The 13,500-nt window shown below is 62.2% G+C and carries 12 protein-coding genes; 8 read left to right on the forward strand and 4 right to left on the reverse strand.

Translation table 11 applies throughout. The features are described from left to right. The first annotated feature begins 120 nt into the window (after positions 1–120). Positions 121–495: a DUF971 domain-containing protein gene (locus CO664_RS07070; protein ID WP_097525058.1), complete on the forward strand. Its 375-nt coding sequence runs from the start codon at positions 121–123 to the stop codon at positions 493–495. 108 nt (positions 496–603) lie between these two features. On the opposite strand, the gene CO664_RS07075 is transcribed toward CO664_RS07070, so the two are convergent. Next, positions 604–1,101: a MarR family winged helix-turn-helix transcriptional regulator gene (locus CO664_RS07075; RefSeq protein WP_176536508.1), complete on the reverse strand. Its 498-nt coding sequence runs from the start codon at positions 1,099–1,101 to the stop codon at positions 604–606. 47 nt (positions 1,102–1,148) lie between these two features. Here CO664_RS07075 and CO664_RS07080 point away from each other — a divergent pair, with 47 nt between their 5' ends. Together CO664_RS07080 and CO664_RS07085 are read left to right on the forward strand one after the other, a co-directional pair. Further along, positions 1,149–2,066 carry an alpha/beta fold hydrolase gene (locus CO664_RS07080; protein WP_097524890.1) on the forward strand — a complete coding sequence of 306 codons (918 nt, stop codon included), beginning with the start codon at positions 1,149–1,151 and terminating at the stop codon, positions 2,064–2,066. 82 nt (positions 2,067–2,148) lie between these two features. Continuing rightward, complete coding sequence (locus CO664_RS07085) at positions 2,149–2,757, forward strand: pyridoxamine 5'-phosphate oxidase family protein (protein WP_097538260.1); 609 nt, start codon at positions 2,149–2,151, stop codon at positions 2,755–2,757. Positions 2,758–2,786: 29 nt separating this feature from the next. Here the strand turns inward: CO664_RS07085 and CO664_RS07090 are convergent, their stop codons facing one another. Both CO664_RS07090 and fumC read right to left on the reverse strand, forming a co-directional pair. Then, positions 2,787–3,857 carry a GGDEF domain-containing protein gene (locus CO664_RS07090; protein WP_097538261.1) on the reverse strand — a complete coding sequence of 357 codons (1,071 nt, stop codon included), beginning with the start codon at positions 3,855–3,857 and terminating at the stop codon, positions 2,787–2,789. Positions 3,858–4,011: 154 nt separating this feature from the next. After that, positions 4,012–5,403: a class II fumarate hydratase gene (gene fumC, locus CO664_RS07095; protein ID WP_234820114.1), complete on the reverse strand. Its 1,392-nt coding sequence runs from the start codon at positions 5,401–5,403 to the stop codon at positions 4,012–4,014. A gap of 508 nt (positions 5,404–5,911) precedes the next feature. Here fumC and CO664_RS07100 point away from each other — a divergent pair. Continuing rightward, complete coding sequence (locus CO664_RS07100; RefSeq protein ID WP_097538263.1) at positions 5,912–7,804, forward strand: murein L,D-transpeptidase; 1,893 nt, start codon at positions 5,912–5,914, stop codon at positions 7,802–7,804. Between the two features lie 173 nt (positions 7,805–7,977). Here the strand turns inward: CO664_RS07100 and CO664_RS07105 are convergent, their stop codons facing one another. After that, positions 7,978–8,664, reverse strand: coding sequence for an HAD family hydrolase (locus CO664_RS07105; RefSeq protein ID WP_037424267.1), 687 nt, complete (start codon positions 8,662–8,664; stop codon positions 7,978–7,980). Positions 8,665–8,880: 216 nt separating this feature from the next. Here CO664_RS07105 and rpiA point away from each other — a divergent pair, with 216 nt between their 5' ends. The 4 genes from rpiA (at position 8,881) to CO664_RS07125 (ending at position 13,416) form a co-directional block, all read left to right on the forward strand. After that, the gene (rpiA, locus tag CO664_RS07110) at positions 8,881–9,576 is read left to right on the forward strand and encodes a ribose-5-phosphate isomerase RpiA (protein ID WP_037424270.1); all 696 of its coding nucleotides are present in this window, start codon (positions 8,881–8,883) and stop codon (positions 9,574–9,576) included. Positions 9,577–9,694: 118 nt separating this feature from the next. After that, positions 9,695–10,240, forward strand: a complete 546-nt coding sequence (locus tag CO664_RS07115; RefSeq protein ID WP_037424273.1) for a DUF2059 domain-containing protein — start codon at positions 9,695–9,697, stop codon at positions 10,238–10,240. A gap of 171 nt (positions 10,241–10,411) precedes the next feature. Beyond that, on the forward strand, positions 10,412–11,803 hold the full coding sequence (gor, locus tag CO664_RS07120; RefSeq protein ID WP_037424276.1) for a glutathione-disulfide reductase: 1,392 nt from the start codon (positions 10,412–10,414) through the stop codon (positions 11,801–11,803). Between the two features lie 239 nt (positions 11,804–12,042). Further along, positions 12,043–13,416 (forward strand): 3-deoxy-7-phosphoheptulonate synthase class II, encoded by a 1,374-nt coding sequence (locus CO664_RS07125; RefSeq protein ID WP_037424313.1) that lies wholly within the window; start codon positions 12,043–12,045, stop codon positions 13,414–13,416. The last annotated feature ends 84 nt before the right edge of the window (positions 13,417–13,500 follow it).

Raw genomic sequence — 13,500 nt, forward strand, 5'->3', positions numbered from 1 at the left:
TCGCGTCAAGGCGCATAACGTCGCAAAGTGTTTTTCAAATATCGGGAAAGTCGCCTTCGGGAGATTTTCGCCGGTTCAATTCTGCTTTACTCAACGAGGGCCGAGAAACGGAGCATGACGATGAGTGAATTCTGGCCGACCGAACTGCGTGTATCGAAGGATCGCCACCGGCTGACGGTGAGCTTCGACGACGGCGCCACCTTCGATCTTTCGGCGGAACTGTTGCGCGTGCTTTCCCCATCGGCGGAAGTGCAGGGCCACGGACCGGGCCAGCGCGTGACAGTTCCGGGCAAGCGCAACGTCCAGATCATCTCGGTCCAGCCGACCGGCAACTATGCGGTAAGGATCGGTTTCGACGATTTCCACGACACGGGTATCTACACCTGGACCTATCTGCGCGAACTCGGCGAGACGGGCGAGGAGCTCTTCAGGGCCTATGAGCAGGAGCTTGCCGACAAAGGCATGTCGCGCGACAAATCCGAGAAGCCGCGCTGATCAGCCTTGTGCATGTCGCTCAAAAGTGTGCAGCGGTTTTGGGATGACGACATGCACAAATCAAAAGCTTAAAGCGCGCCGCGTGAATACGTTTGAACGCATGGCGCTTTAGCTTTCGCGATCTGGAAGTTCGCTATCTTCCTTGAGCAGGGTCGAGATGATCCGCTCCATTGATTCCGCGACCTTCATGCAATCCTCGATCGGAGAGCCGGCGTGAGAGCTTTCGATCAGCGCCGTCTGGATTTCCATCGCCTCTTCGGTGAGTGCCTGGCCAGCTGCGGTCAGTGACAGCCGCAGCACCCGTTTGTCCTTGGCATCGCCACGGCGCTCGATCAGGCCGCGCCTCTCGAGCTGCGGCAGCAGCATGCTCATGTTGGAACGGCCGACGAGCAGCTTGCGCGCGAGTTCCTGCTGCGAAATGCCATCGAAGCGGTAAAGATTGATCAGGATGTCGAGATGCGGCGGCTTGATTTCCAGATGGACCAGTCGGCGGGTCAATGTCTGCTGCATCAGCTGGCAGGCACGTCCGACTGCGATCCAGCTGCGAAAGCGGGGATGCTCCCAGGGAAAATGGTGATCTTCGGTCGTCACTTGATTTTTGTTCATCCTTGGACAAATATGTTCATGATTGAACATTAAGGGCTCGATTCACTATGGCATCCTTTGCGACCAAGGTCATCCGCCTCTCGCTCAAGGCCGTGTCGGCGGTCTCTCCCGCGGCCGCCGGCGAAATGGCATTTCGGATATTCTGCCTTACCCCAAACCGCAAGCCGAAGAATGGCAAGGAACGGGCGTTGCTGAGCGCTGCGGCGCCGTTGATGGAGCAATCGCGAAAAATCACGCTGTCTTTTGCCGGCGGCTGGGTGTTCGTCCGACACTTCCCGCGCCACGGAAGCGGCAGGGGACCACGCGTGCTGCTCACACATGGCTGGGGATCGCGCAGCGACTACCTGGCCGCGCTGATCGATGGCCTGCTGGCGGCGGGCGCCGAAGTTGTCGCGCTCGACTGGCCGGGGCACGGCGGTTCGCCGGGCCGCTCCCTGACAATGCCGCAGGCGGTGCGGGCGATCGATGCCGCATGGCGGCACTTCGAGGGTTTCGATGTCTGCATCGGCCATTCCTTCGGCGGCGCCAGCCTGGCCTGTGCGGCGGGGGGCGTGGTTTGCGATCTTCCTGCGCGTGTGCCGGGGAAGCTGGTGCTCATCGGCGCGCCCAGCGAGATGGCTTGGCTCTTCCAGGGCTTCGGCAAGATGATGGCGCTTGTACCGGCGGCGCAGGCGGCGTTCGAAGGCATGGTCGAGCGCCTGTCCGGCCGCCGCGTCGAGGATTTTGACGCCGCAGGCGTCACGGCTGCGCTCAACAAGCCGGTTCTTGTCGTCCACGCCGAAGACGACAAGGAGGTCTCCGCCGACCATGCCCGCCGATACGGCGCGAGCGGCCCGCATGTCGAACTGCATTGGGCGAACGGCCTTGGCCACCGCCGCATAGTTTCCGCATCGCCCGTCATCGAGAAGATCATCGCTTTCCTTGGCGAAGGTCAGCAAACGGGGCATCTCAGGAAGATCGCATGATGCCGTCATCGGGACGTCATGCTATTCCGGCAAGGGACGGCGCTTCTGCGCAGGAGTGCAGCGCCGGATCGGAGGACGAAGAATGACGATCATCAGGACGGTTGAGGAACTGAAGGCGCTTTACGGCGAAGCGGGCGAGGCATCGATCGTCAAGGTTACGCAGACGCTCACTGCAGAATACCGTCAGATGATCGAGGTCTCGCCGTTTGCGGCAATGGCGACCGTTGGACCTGAGGGTCTCGATTGCTCGCCCCGAGGCGACGATCTGTCGGTCGTCCGGATTGCCGACGACCAAACCCTGTTGATGCCGGATTGGCGGGGCAATAATCGCATCGACTCGCTTGTGAATATCGTCCGCGACCCGCGCGTCGCGCTCCTCTTCCTCGTTCCCGGCTCGAACACCACTATGCGGATCAACGGGACGGCGGTCGTCAGTATCGATCCGGCCTTGATCAGTTCCTTCGAAGTCAACGGCAAACATCCGCGCACCGTCGTCGTCATCACGATCGCTGAAGTTTACTTCCAGTGCGCGAGGGCATTGCTGCGTTCGCAGCTCTGGAACCCGGAACGCTTCGTCGATCCGGCCTCGCTGCCGACGCCCGGCGCTTTGTTGAAGGCGGCAAAAGCCGATTTCGACAAGGATAGCTATGACCGGGAATGGCCCGGCCGCGCCGCAATGACGATGTGGTAGCCCCGGGTTAGCCCCGAAGCTTCGGGCTGTCAGCGACGATAGATCAGCCAGTTGCGACCGGAATCCTTGCGCATGCCTTCCTCGAAGAGAACCGTCCTGTTGCGCCCTGAACTCTTGGCTGCGTAGAGCGCGATATCGGCCTTGTGGTAGAGCTCGAGCGGATCGTCCGCCGCCGTTGCCATGCACACGCCGACGGAGAGCGTGATCGGGCCGTAGTTGACGCCGGTCTTGGAGTTCTTGAACGGCGTGCTTGCCAGAATGGCGCGGATGCGGTCGGCGGCCTGCAGGCATTCCTCCTGCGTGCTGTCGTTCAGGATGACGGCGAATTCCTCGCCCCCGGTCCTGGCAACGAAGGCGTCCCGGCGGAGATTGGCGCGAATGACGGTGCCGACGGTGGAGAGGATCTTGTCGCCGACCGGGTGGCCGAAACTGTCATTGACCTTTTTGAAATGGTCGATGTCGACGACGAGCAAGCCCGTATAGTTGCGCATTTGCTCGTTGTTGTAGACCGCCGCGAGAGTCTCGTCGAAGGCACGCCGGTTGCCGAGCCGCGTCAGCGAATCGGTGTTGGCGATGCGCTTGTACTCATCGAGTTCCTGGCGGATCGCTTCCATCTCGAAGGATTTCTGAACGACGGTCTGAACGCGCTCCTTGCCCTGATTCATCGTATCCGCGGTCGCTTCGCTCAGAATGTCGATCGCGTGGCGGAGGAGGTCGGCGCTCGCCGCACTCTTGCTGGTGATGTTCAGATAGGCCTCGTCGAGGACCTTGTTGTAGCTCTCGAGCGCGTATTGTTCGTCGCGCAGGAGCGTGACCAGTTCGCCAAGCTTTGCCGCCAGCGTGCTATGGGCGCGCTCGATCCCGCGCGAATGGTGGATGTTGCTGAAATAGCGCGCACCGATCGCATCGAGCTCTTCCTGCGTGGCGCGGCTGCCGAGCGCTGCAAGATCCTTCGACAATTGCGGGTTCGAGCCGAGATAGGCCTCGTAGTAGAGCTCATAATTGCGCGGAATCGGCGCAACGCCCATCATGCGCATTGCGTGGGTAATTTGCGCAGCGATATCCGGCGTCGGCGTCCTGTTCGAAGTTGCCGTCTGCATCTGCCAACCTTTAAAATAAAATTGAAATAGTCAGCTATTTTCTAGGAGTAAAAGCTTTGTGAAATCTTAATGTTTGCTTGGGTGCGTCGATGCAGTGCGAATGATTTGCATGAGGAGGCCGCGGCGCCGGCGGGCGACCGCGGCCTTTGATCTGTCAAGCGGGGCTGATCATCGTCTCGGGGCGAACGATCGCGTCGAATTCCTCGTTCGTCACATAGCCGCCTCCGACAGCCTCTTCGCGCAGGGTCGTGCCGTTCTTGTGGGCCGTCTTGGCGATCTTGGCGGCATTGTCGTAGCCGATCTTCGGCGCCAGCGCCGTGACGAGCATCAGCGACCGGTCGAGCGCAGCCTTGATGTTGTCTTCGCGGGCCTCGATGCCGACGACGCAATTGTCGGTGAAGGAAACCGCCGCGTCGGCGAGAAGCTGGACCGACTGCAGGAAGTTGTAGGCCATCAGCGGGTTGAAGACGTTGAGCTCGAAGTGGCCCTGGCTGCCGGCGAAGGTGAGGGAGGCGTGGTTGCCGAACACCTGGGCGCAGACCTGCGTCAGCGCTTCGCACTGGGTCGGGTTGACCTTGCCGGGCATGATCGAGGAGCCCGGTTCGTTTTCCGGCAATGACAGTTCGCCGAGGCCGGAACGGGGGCCCGAGCCGAGGAAACGGATGTCGTTGGCGATCTTGAAGAGGGCGGCGGCCGTCGCGTTGATCGCGCCGTGGCTGAACACCATCGAATCATGCGCGGCGAGCGCCTCGAACTTGTTCGGCGCCGAGGTGAAGGCGACGCCGGTGATTGCGGCGATTTCCTCCGCCACCTTCTCGGCGAAGCCGATCGGGGCGTTGAGGCCGGTGCCGACGGCGGTGCCGCCCTGGGCGAGCTCGCAGAGTCCGGGGAGCGTCATCTCGATGCGCCTGATCGAAGAGGCGACCTGTGCCGCATAGCCGGAGAATTCCTGGCCGAGGGTCAGCGGCGTCGCATCCTGCGTATGGGTGCGGCCGATCTTGATGATGTGGTCGAAAGCCTTGACCTTTTCTTCTAGCGCCTTGTGCAGGTGCTTGAGCGCGGGCAGCAGATCATGGATCACCCGCTCGGCGCAGGCGATGTGCATCGCCGTCGGGTAGGTGTCGTTCGACGACTGGCTCATATTGACGTGGTCGTTCGGGTGCACGGGCTTCTTCGATCCCATGATGCCGCCGAGCAGCTCGATCGCACGGTTGGAAATGACCTCGTTGGCATTCATGTTCGACTGCGTGCCGGAGCCGGTCTGCCAGACGACGAGCGGGAAATGATCGTTGAGCTTGCCGTCGATCACCTCCTGGGCGGCCTTTACGATGGCGTCGCCGATATTCGGATCGAGGCGGTCAAGCGCCATGTTGGCGCGTGCTGCTGCCTGCTTGACGATGCCGAGCGCCCGGACGATCGCCAGCGGCTGCTTTTCCCAGCCGATCTTGAAGTTGCCGAGCGAGCGTTGGGCCTGGGCACCCCAGTAGCGGTCGTTCGCCACTTCGATGGGGCCGAACGTATCTGTTTCCGTGCGCGTCGATGTCATCGTGATACCTGCCTTCGTGATGCGCTTCATCAAGCCGAGGCGAATATGCCGGTGTCGGCCGGTATCCTCCCCGGAGCCGGGCATCTCTCTGCCCCGGCGATGCCGGCTTGTAAAGGGCCGCAGGGACCGGCGGCGAGCTACAATCGGTTGAAAATTGTTGCAATGCGGTCGGTTTCTCAGGCGCGTGGGAGGCGTTGCACAATACGTGCGCGTCGCCTGCATTCCTTGTGGCCTTTCCGTCACAGAGGGGCGTCTTCATTTTCGACGCTGCCGGTGCCGCCGGGAACACCCAAGCGCAATCGCTTGGTGCAAAATAGATGCAAATCAGAGGCTTGCCGGCCTTCGCGCGCGAGACGGGGCCAACAGTTCAGGGCAGCTGATCGAAATCGAAGGCGGTCGTTTCCTTTTCATTCACCATCCTTTTCTATAAGTCTTCAGGCACGAGGGCGTGGCGAGAATCTGGCAGCGGCCGAATTCGGCGGCAACGCGATACGGGGACGTTTATTCAATGAAAATGATCAAGTCGGTAGCGATTGTGGCGCTTATGGGCGGCTGTGCGATTGCAACCATGGATGTGCGGCCAGCCTCAGCTCTCACGCTGATGGATTTTATCCGCGGCGGCAGGAAGCGCACGCCGGAGCAGGCCTACCCGGTTCAGCCCGGGTACGACATGATGGCGCCGCAGCGCCTTGAAGATAGAACCGCGGTAAAGCCGCCCCGTGTTTCCAGCCCGCGCTATTACACCTACAAGCCTGAGCAGATGCGCAGGATTGCGACTGATCGCCTGGTCGATCCGGTTGTGACCGGTTCGGTGCAGAGCTATGGCTTTCCGCCCATGCTGCGGATTCCGCTTGCCGATGCCCGCAAGTTTCTGCCGCAGGTCGAGGTGCGCGCCCCGGCCGAGGTGGCAAAGGCGGTCGAAGCCTTTTATGCGGGCCGTACCGATTTCGTCTGGATCGGAGGCGACGGCATCAACGGGCGGGCCCGTGCTGCCCTCGCTGTTCTTGGCGATGCCTCCAAGGTTGGACTCGACCCCAAGGACTACGCCGTCACGGTTCCGGCCGATGACTTCGATCGCGCCGATATGGTCGTGCGGGAAAAGGACCTGGTGCAATTCGAGATTGCCATGTCGGCGGCGGTGCTCACCTATGTCCAGGATACGGTTCGGGGCCGCATCGACCCGAACAAGATTTCCGGCTACCACGACTTCAAGCGCAAGAGCGTCGATCTCGTCGCCTTCCTCGACAAGGCCGCCACGAGCGCCGACGTTGCAGCCCTGATGGAAGAACGCAACCCGAAGAACCCGCAGTTCCTGGCGTTGAAACAGGAGCTCGAAAGGTTGCGAGCCGAAACGGATGCTGCTCCGCGCGTCGAGATCGCGCCGGGGACGCTGCTGAAGCCGGGCGACAACAATCCGGAGCTGGCCAATATCGTCGCCGGGATCAAGCTGAAAGCTTCCGAGGGGCTGAAGGCCGAGCATGCCGTCGTGCTCGCCCGCTATCAGGGTACGCCCGAATACACCCCCGAACTGGTTTCGCTGGTCCAAGCCTTTCAGAAGGAGCAGGGGCTGAAGGCGGACGGCGTTGTCGGCCAGGCCTCGATCCGGGTATTGACTGGTGGCGACACGACCGCCAGCAAGATCAACAAGCTCGAGATCGCGATGGAGCAGGCACGCTGGCTGCCGAACGATCTCGGTAATCGTTACGTCTTCATCAACCAGCCGGCTTTCATGGCTTACTATACCGACCACCGCGCGGAACAATTTTCGATGCGCGTCGTGGTCGGCTCGAAGGCGAACCAGACCTATTTCTTCCATGACGAGATCCAGACCGTCGAGGTCAATCCCTATTGGGGCGTGCCCCAGTCGATCATCGTCAACGAGATGCTGCCGAAGCTGCGCAGCGATCCGAGCTATCTCGACCGCATGGGCTATCAGGTCGAGGTCGGCGGCCGGGTCGTTCCGTCCTATGCGGTCGACTGGTACGGATCGACGAACTCGATTGCCGTGCGCCAACCGCCGAGCAGCGACAACGCGCTTGGCGAATTGAAGATCCTCTTCCCGAACTCCCATGCGATCTACATGCACGACACGCCGTCGAAGAGCTTCTTCAAGCGCGACCAGCGGGCGTTGAGCCACGGTTGCGTCCGCCTCGCCGAGCCGCGCCGCATGGCAGCGGCCGTCCTCGGAATCAGCATGGAAGACGTCGGCAAGGAAATCGCCGCGGGGCACAACCGGGCGCTGCCGGTGCCGCAGAAGGTGCCGGTCTATGTTTCCTACTTCACTGCCTGGCCGAACAGGGACGGCAAGGTGGAGTATTTCAACGACGTCTATGAGCGCGACATGTACATGAACCGTGCCTTCGACGCGACCCGGAAGGCGCGGCAGCAAGGCGAGGGCTGACTAAGCGGTCGAGAGGTAGTCTTATTGACATGGAAGGCCCCGCTACTGGCGGGGCTTTTGCGTTTTGCGCCGCACGGAGAGCACGGGCGGGCCGAGAACCTCCCCGGAGAGCCAGCCACTATGACGCCGTCCGCCTCAAAGCCGGTCGGCACCTCGAGCGCAGAGGTGGTGCTTTACTTCTTCTTTTCCCGCCTGAGAACCGTCCTGACGAGCTCCGGCGTCAGTTCGTCGAAATGCTCGATGATTCGGTCGGGCGCGAGGCTCGCGATCGGCACATCGGAGTAACCAAACGGTACGGCGATCGATGGAACGGAGGCATTGCGGGCGACGAGAATGTCGTTGAGGCTGTCGCCGACCATGACCGTGTGTTCCGCGGCAGAGCCGGCATGGGCGACCGTCGAGAGGAGGTGCTCGGCATGCGGCTTGCGGACGGAGAACGTGTCGCCGCCGGAAATGGCGGCAAAGCGGTCAAGGAGGCCGAGACCTTCGAGCAGGCGCCTCGCCAGCATTTCCGGCTTGTTGGTGCAGACGGCCAGTCGCAGGCCGGCGTCCTGCAGGCGATCGAGCGCCGAGACCAGCCCGGGATAGGGCAGCGATCCGCCCGGCATCGAGCCATGATAGAAGTCCACGAACTCCTTCATCTGCCAGGTCAGTTCCTCCTCGCTCAGCGCTTTGCCACGCAGCGCGAAGGTCCGCTCGATCATCGCACGGGCGCCGTGGCCGACAAGATGCGTTAGATCTGCGTAAGTAACCGGTTCGATACCTGCTTTGGTCACCGCGTGGTTGAGGCTGGCGACGAGGTCGGGGGCGGTGTCGACGAGAGTACCGTCGAGATCGAAGACAACAAGGGGCTGAGACAAGGGGAACCTCGCAAGGAAAACGTCCTGTTCGCCTAGGCGAAGTGCGCGCAGAATGCAACGGCAGCCGGGGCCGTGGGCGTTGCCGGAATCCGCCGCGTCGCTCGCATTTTGGCTTTTGTTTGCTGCGATCGCCGTGTAAGTGTCTCAGCGGAAATTGGGCGGGAGCCGGTGATTGGCCGCTCGCCGGCCGGATAGTGACAAGGGAGCGAGTGGCGCATGGACGCCCGCCAGATGAAGATCAAGGCCGCCCAGGCGGCGCTTGACTATGTCGAAAGTGGAATGCGGCTTGGCATCGGCACCGGGTCGACGGCCGAGGAATTCGTCCGGCTGCTGGCCGAGAAGGTGGCGTCCGGCTTTCAAATCCTAGGGGTGCCGACCTCCGAGCGGACGGCGCGGCTTTGCCTCGAACTCGGCGTTCCGCTGAAGTCGCTCGATGAGTTGCCTGAGCTTGACCTGACCATCGACGGTGCCGACGAGGTCGACGGGAACCTTCGGCTGATCAAAGGTGGAGGCGGAGCGCTGCTGCGTGAAAAGATCGTTGCGAGCGCCTCGGAACGGATGATCGTCATTGCCGACGAATCGAAAGTCGTCGAGGTTCTCGGTGCCTTCAAACTGCCGATCGAAGTGAACCCGTTCGGCCAGGTGACGACCCGGCTGGCGATCGACAAGGTTGCCGCACGGCTCGGTTTGACCGGCGAGATCGCCCGGCGGGCCTCCGGCGACGGACCCTTCATGACCGATGGCGGCCACCTCATACTGGATGCATCTTTTGGCCGTATTCCTGATGCAGAGGCGCTTGCGGCCGAATTGAACGCGATTCCGGGAGTCGTCGAACACGGGCTCTTTATCGGGATGGCGTCGCTGGCGATTATCGCCGGTCCGGAGGGGGCGCGCACGCTCACGGCAGGCTGAGGGCCCAGCCGGGTCCGATTTCGCGCCGCGGCCGTGGCGCAAACAGAATTCCGCACATGAATGCCTGGCGGCGGCAATTGGCCGGGCGATATGTGCCAACACAGGAGCATTGATAAAAATGAACAAAATCACGAGTTTCGCCCGGGCATTCGCAACCGCGGCCGTTCTCCTTTCGGTGTCGGTTCCCGCCGTCAAGGCGCAGGAAGTGACGGAGGACCAGATCAAGGCGGCCCGCGCGACCATCGCAGCGCTCGGCGTCACCAACAGCTTCGACAACATTCTGCCGAACCTTGCCGAACGGCTGAAGAACTCGCTGATCCAGGCGTCGCCGAACCATCAGGAACTGATTTCGGCAACCGTCGACGAGAAGGCGCTTGGTCTCGCCGCGCGCCGCTCGGACCTGGAACGCGAGGCGGCGACGATCTATGCCAAGACCTTCTCGGTCGAGGAACTCAATGCGATCACCGCCTTCTATAGCTCGGCGGCCGGCAAGAAGCTCCTGAACGACGGCCCGATCGCCTCCCGCGAACTCTTGAAGGCGGCCGATATCTGGGCAGCCGGCGTTTCGCGCGACCTCGCCCAGGACGCAACCAAGTCGCTCGATGAAAAGATCGGCAGCGCTCCGGCAGCGGATGCCGGCACGCAGGCACCGGCGCAGCAGTAATCCTATGGAGCCTTTGGGCTCATCTGCGGAGCCCGGAGCGATCCGGGCTTTTCTTTTTTTGGGTCGCAACTCTATATCAGACGCAAGCGATTAGGGTCCGTCGTTTAAACGCGGAGCTGAAGCTGCGACCGACCGCGTCAAATCCATCATGTTTCTTTTCAGGAGTTCTCCATGAGCGCTTTCGACTATGACCTTTTCGTGATCGGCGGCGGCTCGGGAGGCGTGAGAAGCGGAAGGCTGGCGGCGGCGCTCGGCAAGAAGGTGGCGATCGCCGAGGAGTTTCGCTACGGCGGCACCTGCGTGATCCGCGGCTGCGTGCCGAAGAAGCTTTATGTCTATGCCTCGCAATATTCGGAGCATTTCGAGGATGCAGCGGGCTTCGGCTGGAATGTCGGCGAAAGCCGCTTCGACTGGAAGAGGCTCGTGGCGGCCAAGGAACAGGAGATCACCCGGCTCGAGGGGCTTTATCAAAAGGGGCTCGCAAATGCCGGTGCGGAGATCTTGAACACGCGGGCCGAACTTGCCGGACCCAATGAGGTGCGGCTGCTCGCGAGCGGCAAGACGGTGACCGCGGAACGCATCCTGATCGCGGTCGGCGGCCATCCGAGCCCGCATGACGCGCTGCCGGGACATGAGCTCTGCATCACGTCAAACGAGGCCTTCGACCTTACTGAGCTTCCGAAATCGATCCTGATCGCCGGTGGCGGGTATATCGCCGTCGAGTTCGCCAATATCTTCCACGGCCTCGGCGTCGAAACGACGCTGATCTATCGCGGCAAGGAGATTCTCTCGCGCTTCGACCAGGACCTGAGGCGCGGCCTGCATGCGGCGATGGAGGAAAAAGGCATTCGTATCCTCTGCGAGGATATCATCCAGTCGGTCTCGGCCGGCGCCGATTGCCAGCGGGTCGCCAAGACCATGAAGCATGGCGAAATCGCCGTCGATCAGGTGATGCTCGCCCTCGGCCGCGTGCCGAACACCAAGGGGCTCGGCCTCGAGAATGCCGGCGTCAAGGTCAATGAGCGCGGCGCCATCATTGTCGACGCCTTCTCGCGCACGAGCGCGCCCGGGGTCTACGCCCTCGGCGACGTGACGGACCGCGTGCAGCTGACGCCGGTGGCGATCCACGAGGCGATGTGCTTCATCGAGACGGAGTACAAGAACAATCCCACCTCGCCGGATCACGACCTGATCGCGACGGCCGTCTTCTCGCAGCCGGAAATCGGCACGGTAGGCTTGAGCGAGGAGGAGGCGGCGCGGAAATATGACGAGCTCGAAATCTACCGTGCGGAATTCCGGCCGATGAAGGCGACGCTGTCGGGACGCAAGGACAAGATGATCATGAAGCTCATCGTCAATGCCGCGGATCGCAGGGTCCTGGGCGCCCATATCCTCGGGCACGACGCCGGTGAAATGGCGCAACTACTCGGTATTTCGCTGAAGGCTGGATGCACCAAGGACGATTTCGACCGTACCATGGCGGTGCACCCGACGGCGGCCGAGGAACTGGTGACGATGTATTCGCCAAGCTATCGGGTGTGGGAAGGCGAAAGGGTCGCTTGAGCCGCGGTTCCGCCGGGCGCGAAAGCCAAGCGCGGTAGCCGATGTTTTCTGGTAGAGTGGCTTTCCAAGCCTCCTGTTAACGTTTATAAGCCCGCATCCGCGGCGTGACCGGCCCGTGCGGATGTGGCGGCTCGGGCCGGCCAGCTTGCCGGTTCGAACGAACTCTCCGAATGCCGGGCGGCCTGGTGGCCGCAGGGGGCGCGACGCGGTCCGGCCGCGTCAGACAACAGGTGATGGAAATGGCACAGACTTGGACTCCGAACAGCTGGCGGCAGAAACCCATTCAGCAGGTGCCGGATTATCCGGACCTTGCAGCGCTTGACGCGGTCGAAGGGCGTCTCGCGAAGTTTCCGCCACTCGTCTTTGCCGGCGAGGCTCGGCGTCTGAAGAGTGCACTCGCAAACGTGGCCGAGGGCCGCGGCTTCCTGCTGCAGGGCGGCGACTGCGCCGAGAGCTTTGCCGAGCATGGCGCCGACACGATCCGCGACTTCTTCCGCGCTTTCCTGCAGATGGCGGTTGTGCTGACCTTCGGCGCCCAGCAGCCGGTCGTCAAGGTCGGCCGCATCGCCGGTCAGTTCGCCAAGCCGCGCTCCTCGGGCGTCGAAAAGCAGGGTGATGTCACGCTGCCGAGCTACCGCGGCGATATCATCAACGGCATCGAATTCACGGACCAGGCGCGCATCCCCAATCCGGAGCGGCAGATCATGGCCTATCGCCAGTCGGCCGCAACGCTCAACCTGTTGCGCGCCTTCGCCATGGGCGGCTACGCCAATCTCGAGAACGTGCATCAGTGGATGCTCGGCTTCGTCAAGGACAGCCCGCAGGCCGAGCGCTACCGCAAGCTCGCCGACCGGATTTCCGAGACCATGGATTTCATGAAGGCGATTGGCATCACCTCGGAAAACCATCCGAGCCTGCGCGAGACCGACTTCTTCACTAGCCACGAGGCGCTGCTGCTCGGCTACGAGCAGGCGCTGACGCGCGTCGATTCGACCTCCGGCGACTGGTACGCCACCTCCGGCCACATGATCTGGATCGGCGACCGCACCCGCCAGCCGGACCATGCGCATGTCGAATATTGCCGCGGCATCAAGAACCCGCTCGGCCTCAAATGCGGTCCGTCGCTGACCGCGGATGGTCTCCTGGAGCTGATCGACCTGTTGAACCCGGCCAACGAGGCCGGCCGCCTGACGCTGATCTGCCGCTTCGGCCATGACAAGGTCGCCGAGCACCTGCCGCGTCTGATCCGCGCCGTCGAGCGTGAAGGCAAGAAGGTCGTCTGGTCCTGCGATCCGATGCATGGGAACACGATCACGCTCAACAATTACAAGACCCGGCCCTTCGAGCGGATCCTCTCGGAAGTCGAGAGCTTCTTCCAGATCCACCGCGCCGAGGGCAGCCATCCGGGCGGCATCCACATCGAGATGACCGGGAACGACGTGACCGAATGCACCGGCGGCGCACGCGCCCTTTCCGGTGACGATCTCGCGGACCGCTACCATACCCATTGCGATCCGCGTCTCAACGCCGATCAGGCGCTGGAGCTTGCCTTCCTTCTTGCCGAACGCATGAAGGGCGGCCGTGACGAAAAGAAGATGGTGGTCAACGGCTGAGTGATCGCAGACGCGCCGAAGGTTCAATTCTACTGAACAATCGCCGCATCTTCTGAATTTGACAGCGCCGGGCCAGCTTGTGAA

It is taken from the genome of Sinorhizobium sp. NG07B (assembly GCF_002532005.1).
Classification (GTDB): Bacteria; Pseudomonadota; Alphaproteobacteria; order Rhizobiales; family Rhizobiaceae; genus Sinorhizobium; species Sinorhizobium fredii_C.

Coding starts and splice junctions, on each gene's coding strand:
- CO664_RS07085 (WP_097538260.1), top strand. CDS start 2,149: ATGACGATCATCAGGACGGTTGAGGAACTGAAGGCGCTTTACGGCGAA.
- CO664_RS07100 (WP_097538263.1), top strand. CDS start 5,912: ATGAAAATGATCAAGTCGGTAGCGATTGTGGCGCTTATGGGCGGCTGT.
- CO664_RS07080 (WP_097524890.1), top strand. CDS start 1,149: ATGGCATCCTTTGCGACCAAGGTCATCCGCCTCTCGCTCAAGGCCGTG.
- CO664_RS07115 (WP_037424273.1), top strand. CDS start 9,695: ATGAACAAAATCACGAGTTTCGCCCGGGCATTCGCAACCGCGGCCGTT.
- CO664_RS07090 (WP_097538261.1), bottom strand. CDS start 3,857: ATGCAGACGGCAACTTCGAACAGGACGCCGACGCCGGATATCGCTGCG.
- CO664_RS07075 (WP_176536508.1), bottom strand. CDS start 1,101: ATGAACAAAAATCAAGTGACGACCGAAGATCACCATTTTCCCTGGGAG.
- CO664_RS07070 (WP_097525058.1), top strand. CDS start 121: ATGAGTGAATTCTGGCCGACCGAACTGCGTGTATCGAAGGATCGCCAC.
- fumC (WP_234820114.1), bottom strand. CDS start 5,403: ATGACATCGACGCGCACGGAAACAGATACGTTCGGCCCCATCGAAGTG.
- rpiA (WP_037424270.1), top strand. CDS start 8,881: ATGGACGCCCGCCAGATGAAGATCAAGGCCGCCCAGGCGGCGCTTGAC.
- gor (WP_037424276.1), top strand. CDS start 10,412: ATGAGCGCTTTCGACTATGACCTTTTCGTGATCGGCGGCGGCTCGGGA.
- CO664_RS07125 (WP_037424313.1), top strand. CDS start 12,043: ATGGCACAGACTTGGACTCCGAACAGCTGGCGGCAGAAACCCATTCAG.